The organism is Nonomuraea coxensis DSM 45129 (assembly GCF_019397265.1).
GTDB lineage: Bacteria > Actinomycetota > Actinomycetes > Streptosporangiales > Streptosporangiaceae > Nonomuraea > Nonomuraea coxensis.
Genome location: NZ_CP068985.1, coordinates 2,532,327 through 2,549,899, shown reverse-complemented (window position 1 = coordinate 2,549,899; position 17,573 = coordinate 2,532,327). Strand labels below are relative to the sequence as shown.

Here is a 17,573-nt window from a genome sequence, read left to right as displayed (position 1 = left end):
CCCGCCACGACGGTCTAGAGTCGGAGCGGCGGGATCCGAGCAGGGGAGGGCGTTCCATGGCACGTGCTGACACCGGCCCCGACTTCATCGAGGCGCTGGCCCGCGGCCTCGACGTGATCAGGGCCTTCCGTCCTGGCCGGCCGGTCATGTCCCTGACCGAGGTGGCCACCGCGGCCGGCCTCGCCCGGCCCACCGCCCGGCGCATCCTGCTCACCCTCCAGGAGCTCGGCTACGCGCGCGGCGAGGCGGGCGGCTACGCGCTCACACCCCGCGTGCTGGAGCTCGGCGTCTCCTACATCCGGTCGATGGGCCTGTGGGAGGTGGCCAGGCCGCACATGGAGCGGCTGGTGGCGCAGACCCGCGAGTCCTGCTCGATCGCCCAGCTCGACGGCTCCGACATCGTGTACGTCGCCCGCGTCTCCGTCCCCAAGATCGTCACCCTGTCCGTGCAGATCGGCACCCGCTTCCCGGCCCTGCAGACGTCCCTGGGCAAGGTGCTGCTGGCCGCGCTGCCGCCGGACGAGGTCGGCCGGGTGCTGGCCGAGCCGAGCCGGTCCGGCGTCGAGCCGCGCTGGCGGCCCGACGCGGCCGAGCGGGACGCCGCCCTCCGCGAGGTCCGCGCCAAGGGCTGGGCGATCACGGACGAGGAGCTCGCCCTCGGCATCCGCAGCGTGGCCGCGCCGCTGCGCGACGGGCTCGGCAACGTCATCGCGGCGCTCAACGTCAACGCCCACGCCGCCGAGACCTCCGTGGAGCGGCTCGCCGACGAGCACCTGCCGCTGCTGCTGAGGACGGCGAGCGCGATCAGCGCCGACTGGGCGGCGTACGAAACGGTCCCGCACGTCACGGTCCCCTCGTGACGCCGCCCGCGGAGCTGTCGCGGGCCGTGGAGCACTACCTGTCCGTCGCCGACCGCCTGGTTCCCGGGCTGGTCACCGGCTGCTACGTCGTCGGCTCGGCCGCGCTGGGCGACTGGCGGCCGGCCGTGAGCGACATCGACGTGGTCGCCGTCACAGGGCGGGCGGCCGGCGAGCAGGAGCTGCGGCGGTTGTCGCTGCTGCACAAGCTGGGCAACCTGCGGGCCGCCGGGCGGGCGCTCGCGCGCCGGCAGCCGCACCTGCCCGGCACGGTCAACGCCGTCTTCGTCGCCGCCGGCGACCTGGGCCGGCCGGTGACCCGGATCCGGCCGGTGGCCTCGCACAGCGGGCCGAGGTTCCGGCGCGGGCAGGGGTTCGACGTCAACCCGGTGATGTGGAAGGTGCTCGGCGAGCGCGGCATCCCGGTGCGCGGGCCCGCCCCGGCCACGCTGGGGCTCGACCCGGAGCCTTCGCTGCTCCGGCCCTGGACCCTCGGCCAGCTTCGCGGCCACTGGGCCCGCTACGCGGCGCGGGCGCTCTCCGGCCGGCCGCCGCGCAGGCGGTTGCAGTCGCCGCACCGGCTGGCGCTGGCGTACGCGCTGTCGCCGCCCCGGCTGCACCGGACGGTGACGACCGGTGAGGTGATCTCGAAGGAGGCGGCGGGGGCGTACGCGCTGGACACCTTCGGCGCCCGCTGGCACCCGCTCCTCCGGCTCGCCCTCGCCCACCGCCGCGGCGTCCCGGGCCCGGCCCTCGACCCGTCCCGGATCCCCCGCCTGACCGGCGAGTTCATCCAGGAGGTGATCGCCGCCGCCCGCCCGGACGTCAGGGGGTGAGGACCAGGCGGCCGGAGGTCGCGCCGGTGGACTGGCGGTGCCAGGCGGTCGCGGCGTCGGCCAGTGGGACGCGTTCGTGGGTGACGTGGAGACGGCCCTCCAGCGCCAGTGACGCCACGTGGCCCATCGCCGCCGCCCGCTGCTCCCCCGTCAGCTCGTTGTTGGTGTAGCCGAGCACCCGCAGGGACCGGCCGCGCAGGGTCGAGGAGTCGAGCGGGGACGTCTCCCCCGCCGAGCCGCCCAGGTTGACCAGCCGTCCGCCGGCCCGCAGCGTACGGGCGGCGGCCGCGGCCGGGACGCCGTACAGCGGGTCGAGGACCAGGTCCACGGGCCCGTCGCAGGCGGCGGTCAGGCGGGCGGCCAGTCCTGCGACGTCGTCGGCGGCGTCCAGCGCGACGACGGCGTCCGCGCCCGCCTCGGCGGCGCGTTCGCGGGCGGCGGCCGAGCGCGCGGCGGCGACGACCCGGCGGGCGCCGTGCACGCGGGCCAGTTGCACGGCCGCCTGCCCGACCGCGCCCCCGGCGCCCAGGACGAGCACCTGCTCGCCCGCCGCCAGCTCGCCCCGCCAGGTCAGCGCCTGGTACGCGGCCACGGCCGACAGCCCGAGCGCGGCCACCGCGACCGGGTCGGCCCCGGCGGGCAGCTCGACGAGGTCCGCGGCCGGCACGCGGGCCAGCTCCGCCATGCTGCCGTCGCCCGGCGCCATCCCGGCCCGCGTCGGGAACCACACGAGCCGCCCGTCGTCGGCCGTGCCGACGCCCTGGACGCCGGGCACGTACGGCGTCGCGGGCGTCCCGAAGTACGACGTCCCGCTCGCGCACAGCAGGTCGAGCGGGGTGATGGGGGCGGCGAGCACCCGCACCAGCGACTCGCCGGGCCCCGGCTCGGGGTCGGGGCAGTCGGCGACGACGGGCGGCTCGCCGCACGTCACGATCCGCGCGGCACGCATCGCGCATCCTCTCGATCAGGTTGATATGTCCGGATAGGGGAGGCTGTACCCGGACAACCGTTGCCCATACTCCAGCTGGAACCCCAGCGGTTCCGCGTAGTCCCGCTCGAACATCGCGATGAACAGCGTCAACGTCAGGAACGGATGCGCCCCCAGCTCGAACAGCTTCGGGTAGTCGTGCGTGGCCAGCGCCTCCCGTTCGGCGTCGTCGAAGCTCAGCCAGGTCGAGCGCTCGTCGAGGTGCGAGCCGAGGATGCGGCCCGCCTCCTCGGCCTCCCACCACTCGACGGTGGCCCGCGGCTGCTCGCGGTAGCGTTCGACCAGCTCGGGATCGCGATCGACGGTGAACAGGAACTTGTCGAGCAGATACTTGCTCATGCGTGGCCGCCTCCGTCCGGATACCAGGTGAAGTACGCCTCCATGGTGTGGAACAGGTCGTAGGTGTCGGTGTAGTCGGCCTTGCGGCCCTCACCCGCGACCCCCATCATCAGCATGAAGTCCATGAAGCCGTGGGTGGCGTTGCCGGGGTTCCACAGGCTGTCGAGGGTGACCTCCGACAGGCAGCCCTCCAGGTCGCCGGTGGAGATCCACTCGACGGCCTTGCGGTCGAACTCGGGGTCGGGGCCGTGCGGCCCGAACTGGCGCGGCCCGCCGAGCTCCAGCGACAGGTGGCCGGTGCCGATGACGGCGACCCTGCGGTCGTCCGGCCACGACTCGATCAGCTCGCGGATGGCCTGCCCGAGCTGCACGAAGCGCTTGGGCTGCGGCAGCGGCGGGGCGAAGATGTTGGTGTAGACGGGCACGATCGGCAGGTCGTTCTGCGGGCGCAGGGTGATGATCGGGCACGTGATCGAGTGGTCGATCCGCAGCTCGTTGGAGAAGGCCAGGTCGAAGCCGAGGTCGAGGCCGCCGCGCAGGAGGTGGGCCGACAGGTCCTCCTCGCCCTGGCAGGTCATCCGGGGCAGGCCGAACTCGCGTTCCTCGTTGTACCAGTTCGCGTCGTAGAAGGGGGCCTTGCCGACCAGGAACTGCGGCATGTTGTCCAGCCAGAGCTGGTGGAAGTGGTCGGAGCCCACCATGACGAGCACGTCCGGGTTCGCCCTGGTCAGGGTCTCGCGGAAGGCCATGACCTTGCGGACCCACTCGTCGGCGAACGGCGGCCGGTCGGCGCCGGTGGCCGTGGACGCCCGGTAGTAGAAGGGATGGTGGGTGGACGCGATGACCGCGACGATCTCAGCCATGCAGACCTCCGTCGGCGTACGGCTCGGGGGGGATGGACCGGTTGTTGAGGTCCACGGACAGGAAGATGTCGTTGGCCACGGGGTGGCGCAGCTCCTCGGCGAGCTGCCCGATGAGCCCGGCGGTCCGCGCCAGCAGGGCGAAGGCGCGTAGCAGCTCCAGCGGCAGTCCGAGGTCGGCGAGGGCGGCGCCGCACACCCCGGCGCCGTTCAGCGGCAGCGTCCTGCCGAGCACCTGGGGGTGGACCCGGCCGACGGCGGCGAACAGCGACAGGTGCGGGCCGACCAGGCCCTCCTCGGCGGCGATGGCGAACAGCCGGGGCGTGCGCGGGTCGCCGTCCTTGTGCACGTGGTGGCCGAGGCCGGGGATGAGCTCGCGGCGCTCCCTGCGGGCGCGTACGGTCTCCAGGGCGAGCGCGTCCCAGCCGGCGTCGTCGGCCGGCAGCGGCCCTTCGCACGCGCGCAGCACGCCGGCGAGGAACCGGCCGCAGTCCTCGGTGACGCCGAGGAAGCGCGAGCCGCCGCCGAGCAGCCCGGCCGCCAGCGCCCCCTGCACCGAGTCCGGCGCCGACAGGTACGTCAGCCGCGTCACGATCGCGGTCGGCGTGAACCCGTGGTCGGCCAGCGCGGCGAGCACCGCCTCGAACACGCGGGCCTCGCCCGCCGTGGGCCGGCGCTGGGCGGCCAGCCAGAACGCCAGCTCGCCGAAGCCCACGTGGCCCATGACGTCCTCGGCGAGGTCCTGCCCGAGCAGGGTGATCGTCGTCGGGGACGACGCCCCGAGCGCCGTCGGATAGTCGCGCTCGCTCACGCGCTCTCCCCTCCGAGCGGCCGGTCCGGGCCGGCGAGCCACTCGCGCAGCTCCGCGCCGTGCTCGTCGAGCTCGGGCGGCGGCAGCGCGTAGCGCGCGGGCGTGGCGGAGAAGCGGATGGGGTGACGGGTGGTCGGCACCGCCCGCTCGCCCTCGCCCACCTCGACGACCGGGTCCAGCCCGAACCGCTCGGCCATGGCGAAGCCGCCGTCGATGGTCTGGATGGGCCCGCTCGGCACCCCGGCCTCGACCAGCAGCTCGAACCACTCGACCGCGCCCTTGGCGGCCAGCGCCGCCACCAGGATCGGCCGGAGCTCCTCGCGGCGGGCGGTGCGGTCGGCGTTGCGGGCGAAGCGCGGGTCGTCGGCGGTCTCCGGGATGCCGAGCACCTCGCACAGCTTCCTGAACTGGCCGTCGTTGGCGGCGGCGACGATGAGGTCGTCGTCGGCGGTCGGCAGCGGCTCGTACGGGAACACGCTCGGGTGCGCGTTGCCCATCCGGTACGGCACGACGCCGCCCGCCACGTACGCGGAGCTGTGGTTGACCAGCCCGGTGAGCGCCGAGGACAGCAGGTTGACCTCGACGTGCTGCCCCTCCCCCGTGGCCTCGCGGTGGCGGAGCGCGGCCAGGATGCCGATCACCGCGTGGTTGCCCGCCATGACGTCGAAAACGGAGATCCCGGCCCGGTAGGGCGGCCCGCCGGGCTCGCCGGTCAGGCTCATCAGGCCGGACATGGCCTGCACCATGAGGTCGTAGCCGGGCACGCGGGCGCCGGGGCCGGAGCCGAAGCCGCTGATGGAGGCGTACACGACGCCGGGGTTGGCGGCCCGTACGGCGGCGAAGTCGAGGCCGTACTTCGCCAGGCCGCCCGGCCGGAAGTTCTCGATCAGGACGTCGGCGCGCCGGGCCAGCTCGCGGGCCGCGGCGGCGTCGCCGGGGTCGCGCAGGTCGAGCGCGACGGAGCGCTTGCCGCGGTTGACGCCGAGATAGTACGTCGAGACCTCGCCGCGCACGGGCGGCGTCCAGCTCCGGGTGTCGTCGCCCTGGGGGCCCTCGACCTTGACGACGTCGGCGCCCAGGTCGGCCAGCAGCATCGTGGCGTAGGGTCCGGCCAGGACGCGGGAGAAGTCGGCCACCAGCACGCCCTTGAGCGGCCCGCCCCCGTCGTCCACCATGCAGCTCTCCCTCCGTTATACGGACACCTGTCCGCAACCCGGATTCTGGCACATCCCCGGCGACGGGGCATAGGCCCTTGACAGCCGAACGCCCAATCGTAGAGTTACGGCGAACAGCATGACCGTGTAGCGGACAACCGTTCGGAAGATCTAGGAGCCCAGGATGAGCGAGCGGAACGAAGCCGGGGCCGGACGGCCCGTACTGCTGCGCGGCGGCACCGTGCTGCCGATGGAGGGCACCCGCACGGTGCTGGAGGACACCGACGTCCTGGTGACCGGCGACCGCATCGCCGAGGTCGGCCCCGGCCTGCGGGCGCCGGAGGACGCCCTGGTCATCGACGCCACCGGCGGCATCGTGATGCCCGGCATGATCGACACCCACCGGCACATGTGGCAGACCGCGCTGCGCGGCTACGGCGCCGACTGGACGCTCACCCAGTACTTCGTCTGGTTCTACCTGGAGCACGGCAAGCTGTTCCGGCCGCAGGACGTGCACGCGGGCAACGTGCTGGCCGCGATCGAGGCGCTGGACGCCGGCGTCACCACCGTCGTCGACTGGTCGCACGGGCTGCGCACGGTGGAGCACGCCGACGCCGCCGTGGACGCGCTGCGCTCGGTGCCGGGCCGCTACGTGCTCGCCTACGGCAACATCCAGCAGCCGCCCGCCGAGTGGACCACCGCCCCCGAGTTCCGCGACTTCGTCCGCCGCCGGATCACCGGCGACGACCTGCTGGGCTTCCAGCTCGCCTTCGACGTGCTGGGCGACCCGGCCTTCCCGGAGAAGGCCGCCTTCGAGGTGGCCCGCGAGCTCGGCGTCCCGGTCACCACCCACGCCGGGGTGTGGGGCGCGACCAGCGACGAGGGCATCAGGCTCATGCACGAGCACGGCTTCATGACCCCTGAGACGATCTACGTGCACGCGGCCTCGCTGTCGGCCGACTCCTACCACCGCATCGCGGCCACCGGCGGCTCGGTGTCGGTCTCGACGGAGAGCGAGCAGAGCGCCGGCCAGGGGTACCCGCCCACGTGGGCGCTGCGCGCGCACGGCATCCCCGTCTCGCTGTCCATGGACACCAGCGTGTGGTGGAGCGGCGACCTGTTCTCCGCCATGCGCGCCACGCTCGGCGCCGACCGCTCGCGCGAGCACCTGGAGGCGCACACCAAGGGCGAGACCGTCACGCACGCCGGGCTCCGCGCCGACCAGGTCGTGGAGTGGGCGACCAGGGGCGGCGCCCGCGCGCTCGGCCGCGACGACCTCGGCGTGGTGGCCGCGGGCAAGAAGGCCGACCTCGTGCTGATCAAGAACGACCGCTCGCCGGTGTCGTTCCCGGTGCTCAACCCGTTCGGGCACGTGGCGTTCCAGGCGCAGCGCGGCGACGTGCACACCGTCCTGGTGAACGGGCGGGTGGTCAAGCACGAGCACGAGCTGGTCGGCGTCGACCTCGCCGCCGCCCGCCGCCAGGTCGAGGACACCGTCTCCTACCTGCGGGCCGAGATGGGCGAGGAGGCGTGGCGGCAGGGGATGAACCCGGACATCCCGGAGACGAAGATCCTCGACAACCCGTACACGTACACGGACTACCGCAGCGACGCCACCCACCGCCGCTGACCGGACCCTCACGCGTCGGGGCGGTGCAGGGGCAGCAGCACGCGGAACGTCGTCCCCCGCGCGGGCGGACGCCTGGAGCTGCGCGTCGTCGTCCCCCCGAACACGACCGCCACCATCCACCTCCCGCACGACGGCGATGAGGCCGCGCCGATCGTCGCCGGCTCCGGTGAGCACGTCTTCACCTGTGCCTTCCGCGACCCGGCCGACGACCCGGCCCCGCCCGCGCCCCCCGCCCGCGTTCCGTAAAAGCGGCGTCCGCCGCCCGCGCCCATCATGGAAATCTCATGAAGGCCGCCTAGAGTGCGTCCCTGTGTTAACGCAAGAGGTGGCGAGCGGTGCCGCCGCGCGGTCCAGGCCCGTGCGGCGGTGGGCGGGGCGGCTGGCCGTGGCGGTGTCCGTGCTGTTCGCGGCGGGGACGGCCGTGCGGCTCGGCGGCCTGGAGTCCGGGGTGCTATTGGTGCCGCTGGTCTCGTTCACGCCGTACTTCGCGCTCGCCGCGCTGCTGACGCTGGGGCTGGCGGTCGCCGTCAGGAGCAGGGCGGCGACCGCCGTCATGCTGGCCGTGTGCGTCTGCCTGGCCTGGTGCGTCGTCCCGCGCGCCGTCGCGGGCGCCGCGCCCGCGGAGGGGCGGCCGCTCCGGCTGCTGACGGCCAACCTCAACGGCGGCCGGGCCGACGCGGAGACGATCGTCGGCCTGGTCCGCGCCCATGACGTGGACGTGCTGAGCCTCCAGGAGCTCACCTTCTCCGCGCAGGAGCGGCTGCGGGCGGCCGGGCTGGAGAGCCTGCTGCCGCACCACGTGGCCAGGCCGGCGACGTGGGGGCCCGTGGGCAGCGGCCTGTACGCCCGCTACCCGCTGCGCGAGCGCACCGGGCTGTTCCAGCCGGTCGGGCACCACATGCCGGTGGCCGAGGTGGCGCTGCCCGGCGGCCGGGCGGTCGAGGTGGTCGTCGTGCACCCGGTCGCGCCGGTGCCCTCGACGGTCCCCGAGTGGCACGCCGGGGTGGCCACGCTGCCGCCCGCGCCGTCCAGCGGGCCGCCGCGCGTCCTGGCCGGCGACTTCAACGCGACGCTGGACCATGCCGTGTTCCGCGGCCTGCTGGACACCGGCTACACCGACGCCGCGGCGGCCACCGGCCAGGGGCTCGTGCCGACCTGGCCGATGCGCCGGCTCCCACCGCTCGTGGCCATCGACCACGTGCTCACCGACGGCCGCGCGGGGGCGGTCGCCGTACGGATCCACGACCTGCCGGGCTCCGACCACCGGGCGCTCTTCGCGGACCTGCGGGTGCGCGGATGAGCCGCCCGCGCGCCGCCGGGCCGATCGGGGATCCTCGCACGGGCCGTGCCGTGCGATGCTCACAACGACAATTCATCAGAAGCGGGTGGATCTGGGTGGCAGCGAACAGCGGGAAGACAATGTGGAGGCGGCCCGCGGGGGCGTTCGCCGCGGCCGCGCTGGCGATGATCGTGGCCGCGTGCGGCACGGGCGGCACCGGCCCTGACGCCGGGCAGCCCACGTCGGGGGCGAGCCCCGAGTCGAGCGCGGCGCAGCAGGCCGGCGCGTCCAAGCCGCCGGCCGTGGACCCCGGCTGGCCGCGCTGGGGCTTCACCCACACCGGCACCAGCGCCAACAACATCACCCCGCGCTTCGAGCAGACCGTCGCCCGCTCGCTCTCGCAGACCCCCATGCTGCAGAACCAGCACATCATGGGCTTCGGCGCGCTCAACCCGCAGCCCCGCCGCCAGGAGTACTTCTGGGAGGACCTCGACAGCCGGACGGGCTTCATCAAGGCGTCCGGAGGCACCCAGATCATCACCCTCTGCTGCGCCCCCGACTGGATGAAGGGCGGTCCCGAGGGCCCGACCTCCGAGGAGGGCTGGGCCGAGCACCTGGAGGACGCCCCCTACCCCCAGCACTTCGACGACTTCGCCAAGCTGGCCGCCACGGTCGCCGAGCGCTACCGCGACGTCGAGTACTTCATGGTCTGGAACGAGTTCAAGGGCTTCTGGAAGGACCACTCCAAGCCCGCCGACTACAAGGGCTACACGCAGCTCTACAACAAGGTCTACGACGCGGTGAAGGCGGTCCGCCCCGACGCCAAGGTCGGCGGCCCCTACCTCGGCTTCGACAGCAACAAGACCGGCCGCTCCGAGCTGCGCGGCGACTGGGGCGTGATCAACCAGAACGTCCTCGACGCCTTCGACTACTGGTACGAGCACAAGAAGGGCGCCGACTTCATCGTCGTGGACGGCGCCTCCCCCACCGACGCCCACGAGCTGCTGCCCGACGAGTTCGGCGCGCTGAGCAAGTTCGGCGCGGTCACCACCTGGCTGCGCGAGAAGACGGGCGACATGCCGATCTGGTGGTCGGAGTGGTACTTCCAGCCCGAGGACGGCACCACCTGGCCCGAGGGCAAACGCCTGGCCGTGCAGGCCGCCTCGATGATGGAGTTCGCGCGCAGCGGCGCCGCCACCGCCCTCTACTGGAACCCGCAGACCAAGGACGCCGGCTGCAACGGCTGCCTGTGGGACCCGCGCACCGGCGCGCCGACCGCCACGCAGCGGCTCGTCGAGAACTTCGTGAAGTGGTTCCCCGCCGGGGCGAAGCTGGACGAGGTCGGCTCCTCCGACCCGAAGGTCCGGGTGCTGGCCCAGCCGGAGCAGCTGCTGCTGGTCAACACCTCCGACGCGCGGGCGTCCACGGAGGTGGACGGCGAGACGTACGACCTGAAGCCGTACGAGATCAGGTGGAGCTCCCGCTGACGCCGCCGTCCGGCCGCGAGGGGCGCCATTCGACGAGCAGGACCGTCGCGTCGTCCTGGAGCCAGCCGCGCTGGTGGTCGAGGATCGTGTTGACCAGCCGGCGCAGGGTCTCGGGAGCGGACACGCCGCCGGCCTCGCGCTTGATGACGAAGTCGATGAACCGCTGCAGCCCGAACAGCTCCCCTTGCGGGTCCTGGGCCTCGATGACGCCGTCGGTGTAGAGGAGCAGCCGGTCGCCCGGTTCGAGCTGGTAGCGGCCCAGCTCGGCGGGCAGGCCCAGACCGAGCCCCATCGGGGCGCCGAACGGGGCGTCGAGGGTGGCGACGAGCTGGCCGCGGCGCAGCACCACCGGCGCGGGATGCCCCCGGTTGGCCCACACCAGCCAGCCGGTCCGCGTGTCCAGGTCGGCGAGGACGCCGGTCGCGAAGCGGGTGGTGGCGAACTGCCGGGCGATGGCGTCGTCCACGGCCTCCCCGGCGGCCAGCACGTCGGCGCCCTCGCGGCGGTGCTTGCGCCAGCAGCCGACCGCGATGGTGGCGGTCAGCCCGGCCGAGGTGTCGTGGCCCATGGCGTCGAAGATCGACAGCCGGAGCACGTCGCCGTTGAGCGCGTAGTCGAAGGCGTCGCCGCCCACCTCGTACGCGGGTTCAAGGGCGGCGCTGACCACCACCCGGTCGTTGGCGAAGGTCGCGCCGGGCATCAGGTTCCACAGCACCTCGGCGGACAGCGCCATCGGCCGGGTGCGGACGAGCTGGGCGTAGCCGTCGCTGAACGCGCGCTTGCTCTGCACGAGCAGGGTGACCAGCCCGGCCAGCCGGGTGAGGCGCGTGAGGACGCCCGCGCCGGCGTGCGGCACGATCACGCCGATCACGCCGAGGCGCTCCGTGCCGCTGGTCAGGGGCGCCCACAGCCGGCGCGGCCCCTCCCCGGTGAACGGCTCGGCGGGCTCGCCCGCGGCGACGGCGGTGCGGGCCTGCACCGGCTCCATCGTGCGGAACGCCAGCCCGGGAATGGTCGTGTCGATCGGGACGCGGTCGAGCGGGGCGCCGGTCTCGTCGCGCTGGCCGGGCAGCGGCAGCAGGAACTGCTGCTGGAGGTCGGCGACGTACAGCATGGGGTGGGCGAGCCCGGCGCGGCCGGCGTGCTCGGTGACGAGCACGGGCAGGTCCTCCAGCGAGGCCAGGGAGCCGGCGCGCAGCAGCGCGCCGAGCATCCCCTCGCCGACCTCGTCGCCCCGCATGACGCCCCACCCCCCGATCACCGGGTCCTACCCGGGCGTGGCGTCTCTCAGACCTGCCGCGAGCAGGTCACCTCCGCCGTGGAGCCGCGCACGATCAGCTCGGTGGCGAGCTCGACGTGATGGGAGTCGATGGGCTCGCCCGCCGCCAGGCGCAGCGCCGTGCGCAGCGCGACGCTGCCCATCTCGCGCAGCGGCTGGCGGACGGTGGTCAGCGGCGGCGAGACCATCCGCGCGATCTGGGTGTCGTCGAAGCCCACGATGCTGAGGTCCTCGGGGATGCGCAGACCCCGCGCGCGGGCCGCCTCCATGACGCCGAGCGCGGTCTCGTCGCAGCCGACGAAGATCGCCGTGGGCGGCTCGGGCAGGTCGAGCACGGCGGCGCCGTACTCCAGCCCGTCCTGGTAGCGGAAGTGGCCGAAGTGCGTGTAGCAGGGCGGCACGGAGACGCCCTCGGCCTCCAGCGCCGCCCGGTAGCCGTGCAGCCGCGCCTGGTTGCAGGCGGCGGAGGGCGGGCCGCCGATGTAGGCGATGCGCCGGTGCCCGAGCCCGAGCAGGTGCTGGGTGGCGGCCAGCCCGCCGGCGAAGTTGGTCGAGCCGACGCTGGTCACCCGGGCGCGCGGCAGGTTGAGCGGGTCGATGACGACCAGCGGCACCCGCGCCCGCGCCAGCGCGGTGAGCTGGCCGCTGGTCAGCTCGCTGGTGACCGCGATGAGCGCCCGCCGTCCCGCGGCGGCCAGCTCGCGCGCCCAGGAGCCGGGGCGGGCCGCCTCCCGCTTGAGGCTGACCACGACGCCGACGCCCAGCTCGACCCCGGTGTTGACCAGGCCCTGGATGAGCTCGGTCGAGTAGGCGTTGATGTAGGAGTCGAACTGCACCTCGACCGTGTCCGTCCCGGCGCTCTCGCCCCGGCGCGGCGACGGCGCCACGTAGTCGTGCTGCCGCAGCAGCGACTCGACCAGTGAGCGGGTCGCCGGGGCGACGTCGCTGCGCCCGTTGAGCACCTTGGACACGGTCGCGACCGACACCCCGGCCGAGGCCGCGACCGTGGCGAGGGTGGCACGCCTAGGACTGGCCGGCATCGATCCCCTCCTGTACGTCCACGGAGACGGGCGTGTCGAGGCGCCGGTCGTGGCCGACGGCCCGGACCGGGCCGGTCAGCCGGACCACGCCGCGGCACGGCAGGTCGGCGGCGGACGTGCCGACGAGCACCTCGACGTCCCCGGGCTCCACGATGCGCCTCAGATCGCGTCCGGTGAAGGCCGTGCGGTCGGCGTGCACGTGGAAGGTGACGCGGGCCGCCTCCCCGGGCTCCAGCCGGACCCTGGCGAACCCGGCGAGCTGCCGCACCGGCCGGGTGACCTGGGCGAGAACGTCGTGCAGGTAGAGCTGGACGACCTCGTCACCGGCCCGCCCGCCGGTGTTGCGCACCCGCGCGCTCACCGTGAACGCGCCGTCGGTCGGCACCTCGGTGTCGCTGATCCGCAGGTCGTCGAGGGTGAAGGCGGTGTAGGAGGCGCCGTGGCCGAAGGGGAACAGCGGCGTCGGGTCGAGGTTGCTGATGCCGTCGCTGTCGGCGCCGAGCGGCGGCTGCAGGTAGGTGCCCGGCTGGCCGCCGTGCCCGCGCGGGATCTGCACCGGCAGCCGGCCCGACGGCTGGACCCGGCCGGACAGCACGCCCGCGATGGCCGCGCCGCCCTCCTCGCCGGGCATGAACGCCTGCACGAGCCCGGCGGCGGCGGCGTGCACCTCGCCCAGCGCGTACGGCCGCCCCGACACGACCACCACGACGACCGGCGTCCCGGTGGCGGCCAGCGCGGTGACGAGGTCCTCCTGCACGCCGGGCAGCCGCAGGTCGTCGGCGTCGCAGCCCTCGCCCGAGGTGCCGTGCCCGAACAGCCCGGCGAGGTCGCCGACGGCCACCACGCACAGGTCGGCCTCGCGGGCGGCGGCGGTCGCGGCCGCGAAGCCGGAGCGGTCGCCGCCCTGCACGTCGCAGCCCCGCTCGTGGACGATCTCGGCGCCGGGCAGCTCGGCGCGCAGCGCGTCGAGCAGGCTCGGGGCCTCGATCCCGAGCCCGAGGCCGGGGTGGCGGGGCAGCACGTGGTTGGGGAAGGCGTAGCAGCCCATGAACGTGCGCGGCTCGTCGGCGCAGGGCCCGACGACGGCCACCCGGCGCGGGGCGGCGCGGCCCTCGTCCAGCAGGGGCAGCGCGCTGCCCGCGTCGAGCAGCACGATCGAGCGCTCGGCCAGCTCGCGGGCGAGCTCCCGGTTGGCCGGCCCGTCGAGGTCCACGGTGGCGGCCCCGGCCACGGACAGCTCCGGCGTCCAGCCGGCGTCGAGCAGCCCGAGCTGCGCCTTCTGGGTGAGCAGCCGGCGCGCGGCGCGGTCGATGAGCTCCTCGGGCAGCTCGCCGCGGCGCACCAGCTCGGCCAGGTGCTGCCCGAAGCCGAGGGTGTCGGGCAGCTCGACGTCGATGCCGGCGGCCAGGGCGAGCGCGCCGGCCTCCTCGGTGCCGGCGGCCACGCGGTGCATGGTGGCGAGGAACGGGACCGCCCAGTAGTCGGAGACGACGGTGCCGGTGAAGCCCCAGTCGTCGCGCAGCACCTCGGTGAGCAGCCAGGGGTCGGCCCCGGCGGGCACGCCGTCCACGTCGGAGTAGGAGTTCATGACCGAGCGGGCCCCGCCGAGCGCGATCGCGGCCTCGAACGGGGGCAGGATCATGTCCATCAGCTCGCGCCGGCCCATCGGCACCGGCCCGTGGTTGCGGGCGGCGCGGGAGGCGGAGTAGCCGGCGAAGTGCTTGAGCGTGGCGATGACGCCGGCGCTCTCCAGGCCGCGCACGTAGGCGGCGCCGAGCATGGAGACGAGGTACGGGTCCTCGCCCATCGTCTCCTCGACCCGCCCCCACCGGTAGTCGCGCACCACGTCGAGGACCGGCGACAGGCCCTGGTGGACGCCGACCGCGGCCATGTCGCGGCCGATCGCCGCCGCCATCCGCTCGATCAGCTCCGGGTCGAACGTCGCGCCCCACGCGATGGCCGCCGGGTAGACGGTCGCCCCGTAGGCGGTGAACCCGGTCAGGCATTCCTCGTGCACGATGGCCGGGATGCCGAACCGCGAGGCCGCCATGACCTCCCGCTGCAACCTGACCACCTCGGCGGCGCCCTCCTCGGGCGTGACGGGGCCGCTGCCGTGCACCCGGGTCAGGTGGCCGAGGCCGTGCCTGACGGCCTCGGCGAGGGGGACGGTGCCGGAGGCGGCGAACACGTCCTGCATGGGGGCCACGTTGATGGCGGCGTCCTCGCCGGGGTCAACCTGATCAACACCGTCGACGCCGGCCGCCGGCTCGGCCTGCATGTCGTTGCCGATCCACCGGCTGCCGAGCTGGCCGATCTTCTCCTCAAGGGTCAGCTCCCGGAGAAGCGCCTCCACCCGGTCCGCCACGGGGAGGGTGGGGTCCTGCCACGGGCGGAGCGCGCCGCCCACCTCGGGAGTCCGCTCGACGGCCGTCATCTGTGCTCCTTAAAAGCCGAATATCAGCGTTAGTTTTTCGAAATGTTTCGACGCCGTCAGCGACCTCTGAGCGAGACCTCCTCGTCACCAGATGCGCAGCTAAGCGCCGCGCCAGCGTACTTTACTCGACCCCTGTTCGAATAGCGAGGGATCGTGGAGCGGCGGTCTTGACAGGCACATTGCCGAAATCTAGATTGGCGTGCCACGCGGCATGTCGCAAATGTTTCGACAAGCTCACCTCGCATCCCTAGTTCAAGGGGCGCGCGCCCACCCCCCCGGCGTTCGAGTACGGAGATCAGCGTGGAGACCAGGACTACTTCCCGCCGCACGTTCCTCAGCCTCTCCATGGGCGTTCCTCTGGGAGCCGCCCTGGCCGCCTGTGGCAGCGACGGGCCCACCAGGCCCGGCACCGCCGCCAGCACCGGCGGCGGAGGAGGCGGCAGCAGCGCGACCTACTGGTACCTGTCCACGCAGCCGCAGGAGGGCGTGCGCACCAGGACCATGGAGCGCTTCAACAAGGCCAACCCCAACGGCACCATCGAAGGCACGACCTTCCAGAACGACGCATTCAAGACGAAGATCAAGACCGCCATCGGCGCCGGCCAGGCCCCCACCCTGATCTGGGGCTGGGGCGGCGGCACGCTGCGCAGCTACGTGCAGGCCGGCCAGGTCGACGATCTCACGCCGTTCTTCGAGCAGAACCAGCAGCTCAAGGACCGGCTCTTCCCCTCCTCGTTCGGCGCGGCCACGATCGACGGCAAGATCTACGCGATGCCGTGCGAGACCATGCAGCCGATCGTCCTCTACTACGACAAGCGGGCCTTCGAGAAGATCGGCGCGCAGCCGCCCCAGACGTGGGGCGACATCATGGACCTGGTGCCGAAGTTCAACGCCAAGGGCATCGCGCCGTTCTCGCTGGGCGGCCAGTCCCGCTGGACGAACATGATGTGGCTGGAGTTCCTCTTCGACCGCATCGCCGGCCCCGAGGTCTTCCAGGCCGTCTTCGACGGCGAGAAGGACGCCTGGTCGCACCCCGCCGCCCTCGACGCCCTGGGCAAGATGCAGGAGCTGATCAAGGCCAACGGCTTCGTCAAGGGCTTCTCCTCGATCACCGCCGACTCCAACGCCGACCAGGCGCTCCTCTACACCGGCAAGGCCGCGATGATGCTGCACGGCGGCTGGACGTACGGCAGCATGAAGACCGACGGCGGCGACTTCGTCTCCGGCGGCAACCTCGGCTACATGAACTTCCCGCCGGTCGACGGCGGCAAGGGCGACCCCGGCAACACCGTGGGCAACCCCGGCCAGTACATGTCGATCTCCTCCAAGGCCACGCCCGAGCAGAAGGAGATCGCCAAGAAGTTCTTCTCCACCGAGCTGGTGAGCGACGAGTCGGTCAAGGACTGGGTGGGCACCGGCGCGGTGCCGATCGTCAAGGGCGCCGACTCGGCGTTCGCCGGCTCCCCCGACGCGGAGTTCCTCAACTTCGTCTACGGCATCGCGGTCAACGCCAAGTCCTTCGCGCAGTCCTGGGACCAGGCGCTCAGCCCGACGGCGGCCGAGGTGCTGCTGGACAACATCTCCAAGCTGTTCCAGCTGTCGATCTCGCCGCAGCAGTTCACCTCGAACATGAACGCGGTCATCGGCAAGTGAGCGTCATCCCCCTCCCGTCCGGGCGGAACGTTCCCCCGGCCGCCGCGCCCGGCGGCCGGGGGGCCTCGGCGCTCCCCTGGCTCGCGGTGCCGGCCCTCGTGTTCTTCGTCGGTTTCGGCGTGATCCCGCTCATCGGGGTGCTCCTGCTCAGCTTCACCTCGTGGGACGGGCTCGGCGACATCAGCGTCACGGGCTTCGACAGCTGGCGGGCGGTGCTGGCCGACCCCGGGCTGCCGCACGCGCTCTGGGTGACGTTCCTGGTCATGGCCCTGTCGTGGCTGGTGCAGACGCCGGCGAGCATCCTCATCGGCGTGTTCCTGGCCGGGCAGCAGCGCTACCGCGCGGTGCTCGCGGTGCTGTACTTCATCCCGCTGCTGCTCAGCTCGGCGGCCATCGCGATCACCTACAAGGCGCTGCTCGACCCGAACTTCGGGCTCGGCGCCGGGCTGCAGATCGACGTCCTGGTGCAGGACTGGCTCGGCGAGCCCGCCCTGGCGATGGGCGTGGTGATCTTCGTGGTGTCGTGGCAGTTCATCCCGTTCCACTCGCTGATCTACCAGGGCGGCGTGCGGCAGATCCCCCGCTCGATGTACGAGGCGGCCGAGCTGGACGGCGCGGGCCGGGTGCGCAAGTTCTTCAGCATCACGCTGCCGCAGCTCAAGTACACGGTCATCACGTCCTCGACGCTCATGGTCGTCGGCTCGCTGACGTTCTTCGACCTGATCTTCGTGCTGACCGCGGGCGGTCCCGGCGACGCCACCCGGGTGCTCGCCCTCGACATGTACAAGCGCGGCTTCCAGGCCAACCTCATGGGCCCGGCCAGCGCGATCGCCTGCATCCTGGTTCTGGTGGGCCTGGTCCTGGCGCTCCTGCTGCGCCGGCTCGGCGGCCGGGACGCGAGCGCCAGCCAGCTGGAAGGGGCCTGA

16 protein-coding genes are annotated in these 17,573 nt (G+C 73.3%); 8 read left to right on the top strand and 8 right to left on the bottom strand.

Features of this window, described 5'->3' with window-relative positions:
* The first annotated feature begins 56 nt into the window (after positions 1-56).
* Together Nocox_RS12135 and Nocox_RS12130 are read left to right on the top strand one after the other, a co-directional pair.
* The gene (locus tag Nocox_RS12135) at positions 57-860 is read left to right on the top strand and encodes an IclR family transcriptional regulator domain-containing protein (RefSeq protein ID WP_020545995.1); all 804 of its coding nucleotides are present in this window, start codon (positions 57-59) and stop codon (positions 858-860) included.
* Positions 857-1,693: an aminoglycoside adenylyltransferase domain-containing protein gene (locus Nocox_RS12130; protein ID WP_020545994.1), complete on the top strand. Its 837-nt coding sequence runs from the start codon at positions 857-859 to the stop codon at positions 1,691-1,693. The genes Nocox_RS12135 and Nocox_RS12130 overlap by 4 nt, the downstream gene beginning before the upstream one ends.
* Here the strand turns inward: Nocox_RS12130 and Nocox_RS12125 are convergent.
* From Nocox_RS12125 to Nocox_RS12105, 5 genes are read right to left on the bottom strand one after another with little or no spacing between them, the layout of a single operon-like run.
* On the bottom strand, positions 1,683-2,642 hold the full coding sequence (locus Nocox_RS12125; RefSeq protein WP_020545993.1) for a quinone oxidoreductase family protein: 960 nt from the start codon (positions 2,640-2,642) through the stop codon (positions 1,683-1,685). The genes Nocox_RS12130 and Nocox_RS12125 overlap by 11 nt on opposite strands.
* A 15-nt stretch (positions 2,643-2,657) precedes the next feature.
* Positions 2,658-3,020 carry a hypothetical protein gene (locus tag Nocox_RS12120; protein WP_020545992.1) on the bottom strand — a complete coding sequence of 121 codons (363 nt, stop codon included), beginning with the start codon at positions 3,018-3,020 and terminating at the stop codon, positions 2,658-2,660.
* Positions 3,017-3,883, bottom strand: coding sequence for a DODA-type extradiol aromatic ring-opening family dioxygenase (locus Nocox_RS12115; protein WP_020545991.1), 867 nt, complete (start codon positions 3,881-3,883; stop codon positions 3,017-3,019). The genes Nocox_RS12120 and Nocox_RS12115 overlap by 4 nt, the downstream gene beginning before the upstream one ends.
* Positions 3,876-4,691, bottom strand: a complete 816-nt coding sequence (locus Nocox_RS12110; protein WP_020545990.1) for a citryl-CoA lyase — start codon at positions 4,689-4,691, stop codon at positions 3,876-3,878. The genes Nocox_RS12115 and Nocox_RS12110 overlap by 8 nt, the downstream gene beginning before the upstream one ends.
* Positions 4,688-5,866, bottom strand: coding sequence for a CaiB/BaiF CoA transferase family protein (locus Nocox_RS12105; protein ID WP_020545989.1), 1,179 nt, complete (start codon positions 5,864-5,866; stop codon positions 4,688-4,690). The genes Nocox_RS12110 and Nocox_RS12105 overlap by 4 nt, the downstream gene beginning before the upstream one ends.
* Before the next feature lie 163 nt (positions 5,867-6,029).
* On the opposite strand from Nocox_RS12105, the gene Nocox_RS12100 reads away from it, so the two are divergent.
* The 4 genes from Nocox_RS12100 (at position 6,030) to Nocox_RS12085 (ending at position 10,241) form a co-directional block, all read left to right on the top strand.
* Complete coding sequence (locus Nocox_RS12100) at positions 6,030-7,475, top strand: amidohydrolase family protein (protein ID WP_020545988.1); 1,446 nt, start codon at positions 6,030-6,032, stop codon at positions 7,473-7,475.
* 72 nt (positions 7,476-7,547) lie between these two features.
* Positions 7,548-7,721: a hypothetical protein gene (locus Nocox_RS44130; protein ID WP_169577077.1), complete on the top strand. Its 174-nt coding sequence runs from the start codon at positions 7,548-7,550 to the stop codon at positions 7,719-7,721.
* 64 nt (positions 7,722-7,785) lie between these two features.
* A complete protein-coding gene (locus Nocox_RS12090) occupies positions 7,786-8,775 on the top strand; it encodes an endonuclease/exonuclease/phosphatase family protein (protein WP_157383347.1) in 990 nt (329 codons plus the stop codon).
* 95 nt (positions 8,776-8,870) lie between these two features.
* Positions 8,871-10,241 carry a xylan 1,4-beta-xylosidase gene (locus tag Nocox_RS12085; protein WP_157383346.1) on the top strand — a complete coding sequence of 457 codons (1,371 nt, stop codon included), beginning with the start codon at positions 8,871-8,873 and terminating at the stop codon, positions 10,239-10,241.
* Here the strand turns inward: Nocox_RS12085 and Nocox_RS12080 are convergent.
* Genes Nocox_RS12080 through Nocox_RS12070 form a run of 3 tightly spaced genes read right to left on the bottom strand, consistent with a single transcriptional unit; the run spans position 10,222 to position 14,994 of the window.
* Positions 10,222-11,481 (bottom strand): PP2C family protein-serine/threonine phosphatase, encoded by a 1,260-nt coding sequence (locus Nocox_RS12080; protein WP_020545984.1) that lies wholly within the window; start codon positions 11,479-11,481, stop codon positions 10,222-10,224. The genes Nocox_RS12085 and Nocox_RS12080 overlap by 20 nt on opposite strands.
* Before the next feature lie 47 nt (positions 11,482-11,528).
* Positions 11,529-12,560, bottom strand: coding sequence for a LacI family DNA-binding transcriptional regulator (locus tag Nocox_RS12075; RefSeq protein WP_020545983.1), 1,032 nt, complete (start codon positions 12,558-12,560; stop codon positions 11,529-11,531).
* Complete coding sequence (locus Nocox_RS12070) at positions 12,544-14,994, bottom strand: glycoside hydrolase family 3 N-terminal domain-containing protein (protein ID WP_020545982.1); 2,451 nt, start codon at positions 14,992-14,994, stop codon at positions 12,544-12,546. The genes Nocox_RS12075 and Nocox_RS12070 overlap by 17 nt, the downstream gene beginning before the upstream one ends.
* 300 nt (positions 14,995-15,294) lie before the next feature.
* Here Nocox_RS12070 and Nocox_RS12065 point away from each other — a divergent pair, with 300 nt between their 5' ends.
* Both Nocox_RS12065 and Nocox_RS12060 read left to right on the top strand, forming a co-directional pair.
* Entirely contained in the window at positions 15,295-16,647 is a 1,353-nt protein-coding gene (locus Nocox_RS12065) for an extracellular solute-binding protein (RefSeq protein ID WP_026214923.1), read from the top strand.
* Positions 16,644-17,573, top strand: coding sequence for a carbohydrate ABC transporter permease (locus tag Nocox_RS12060; protein WP_020545980.1), 930 nt, complete (start codon positions 16,644-16,646; stop codon positions 17,571-17,573). The genes Nocox_RS12065 and Nocox_RS12060 overlap by 4 nt, the downstream gene beginning before the upstream one ends.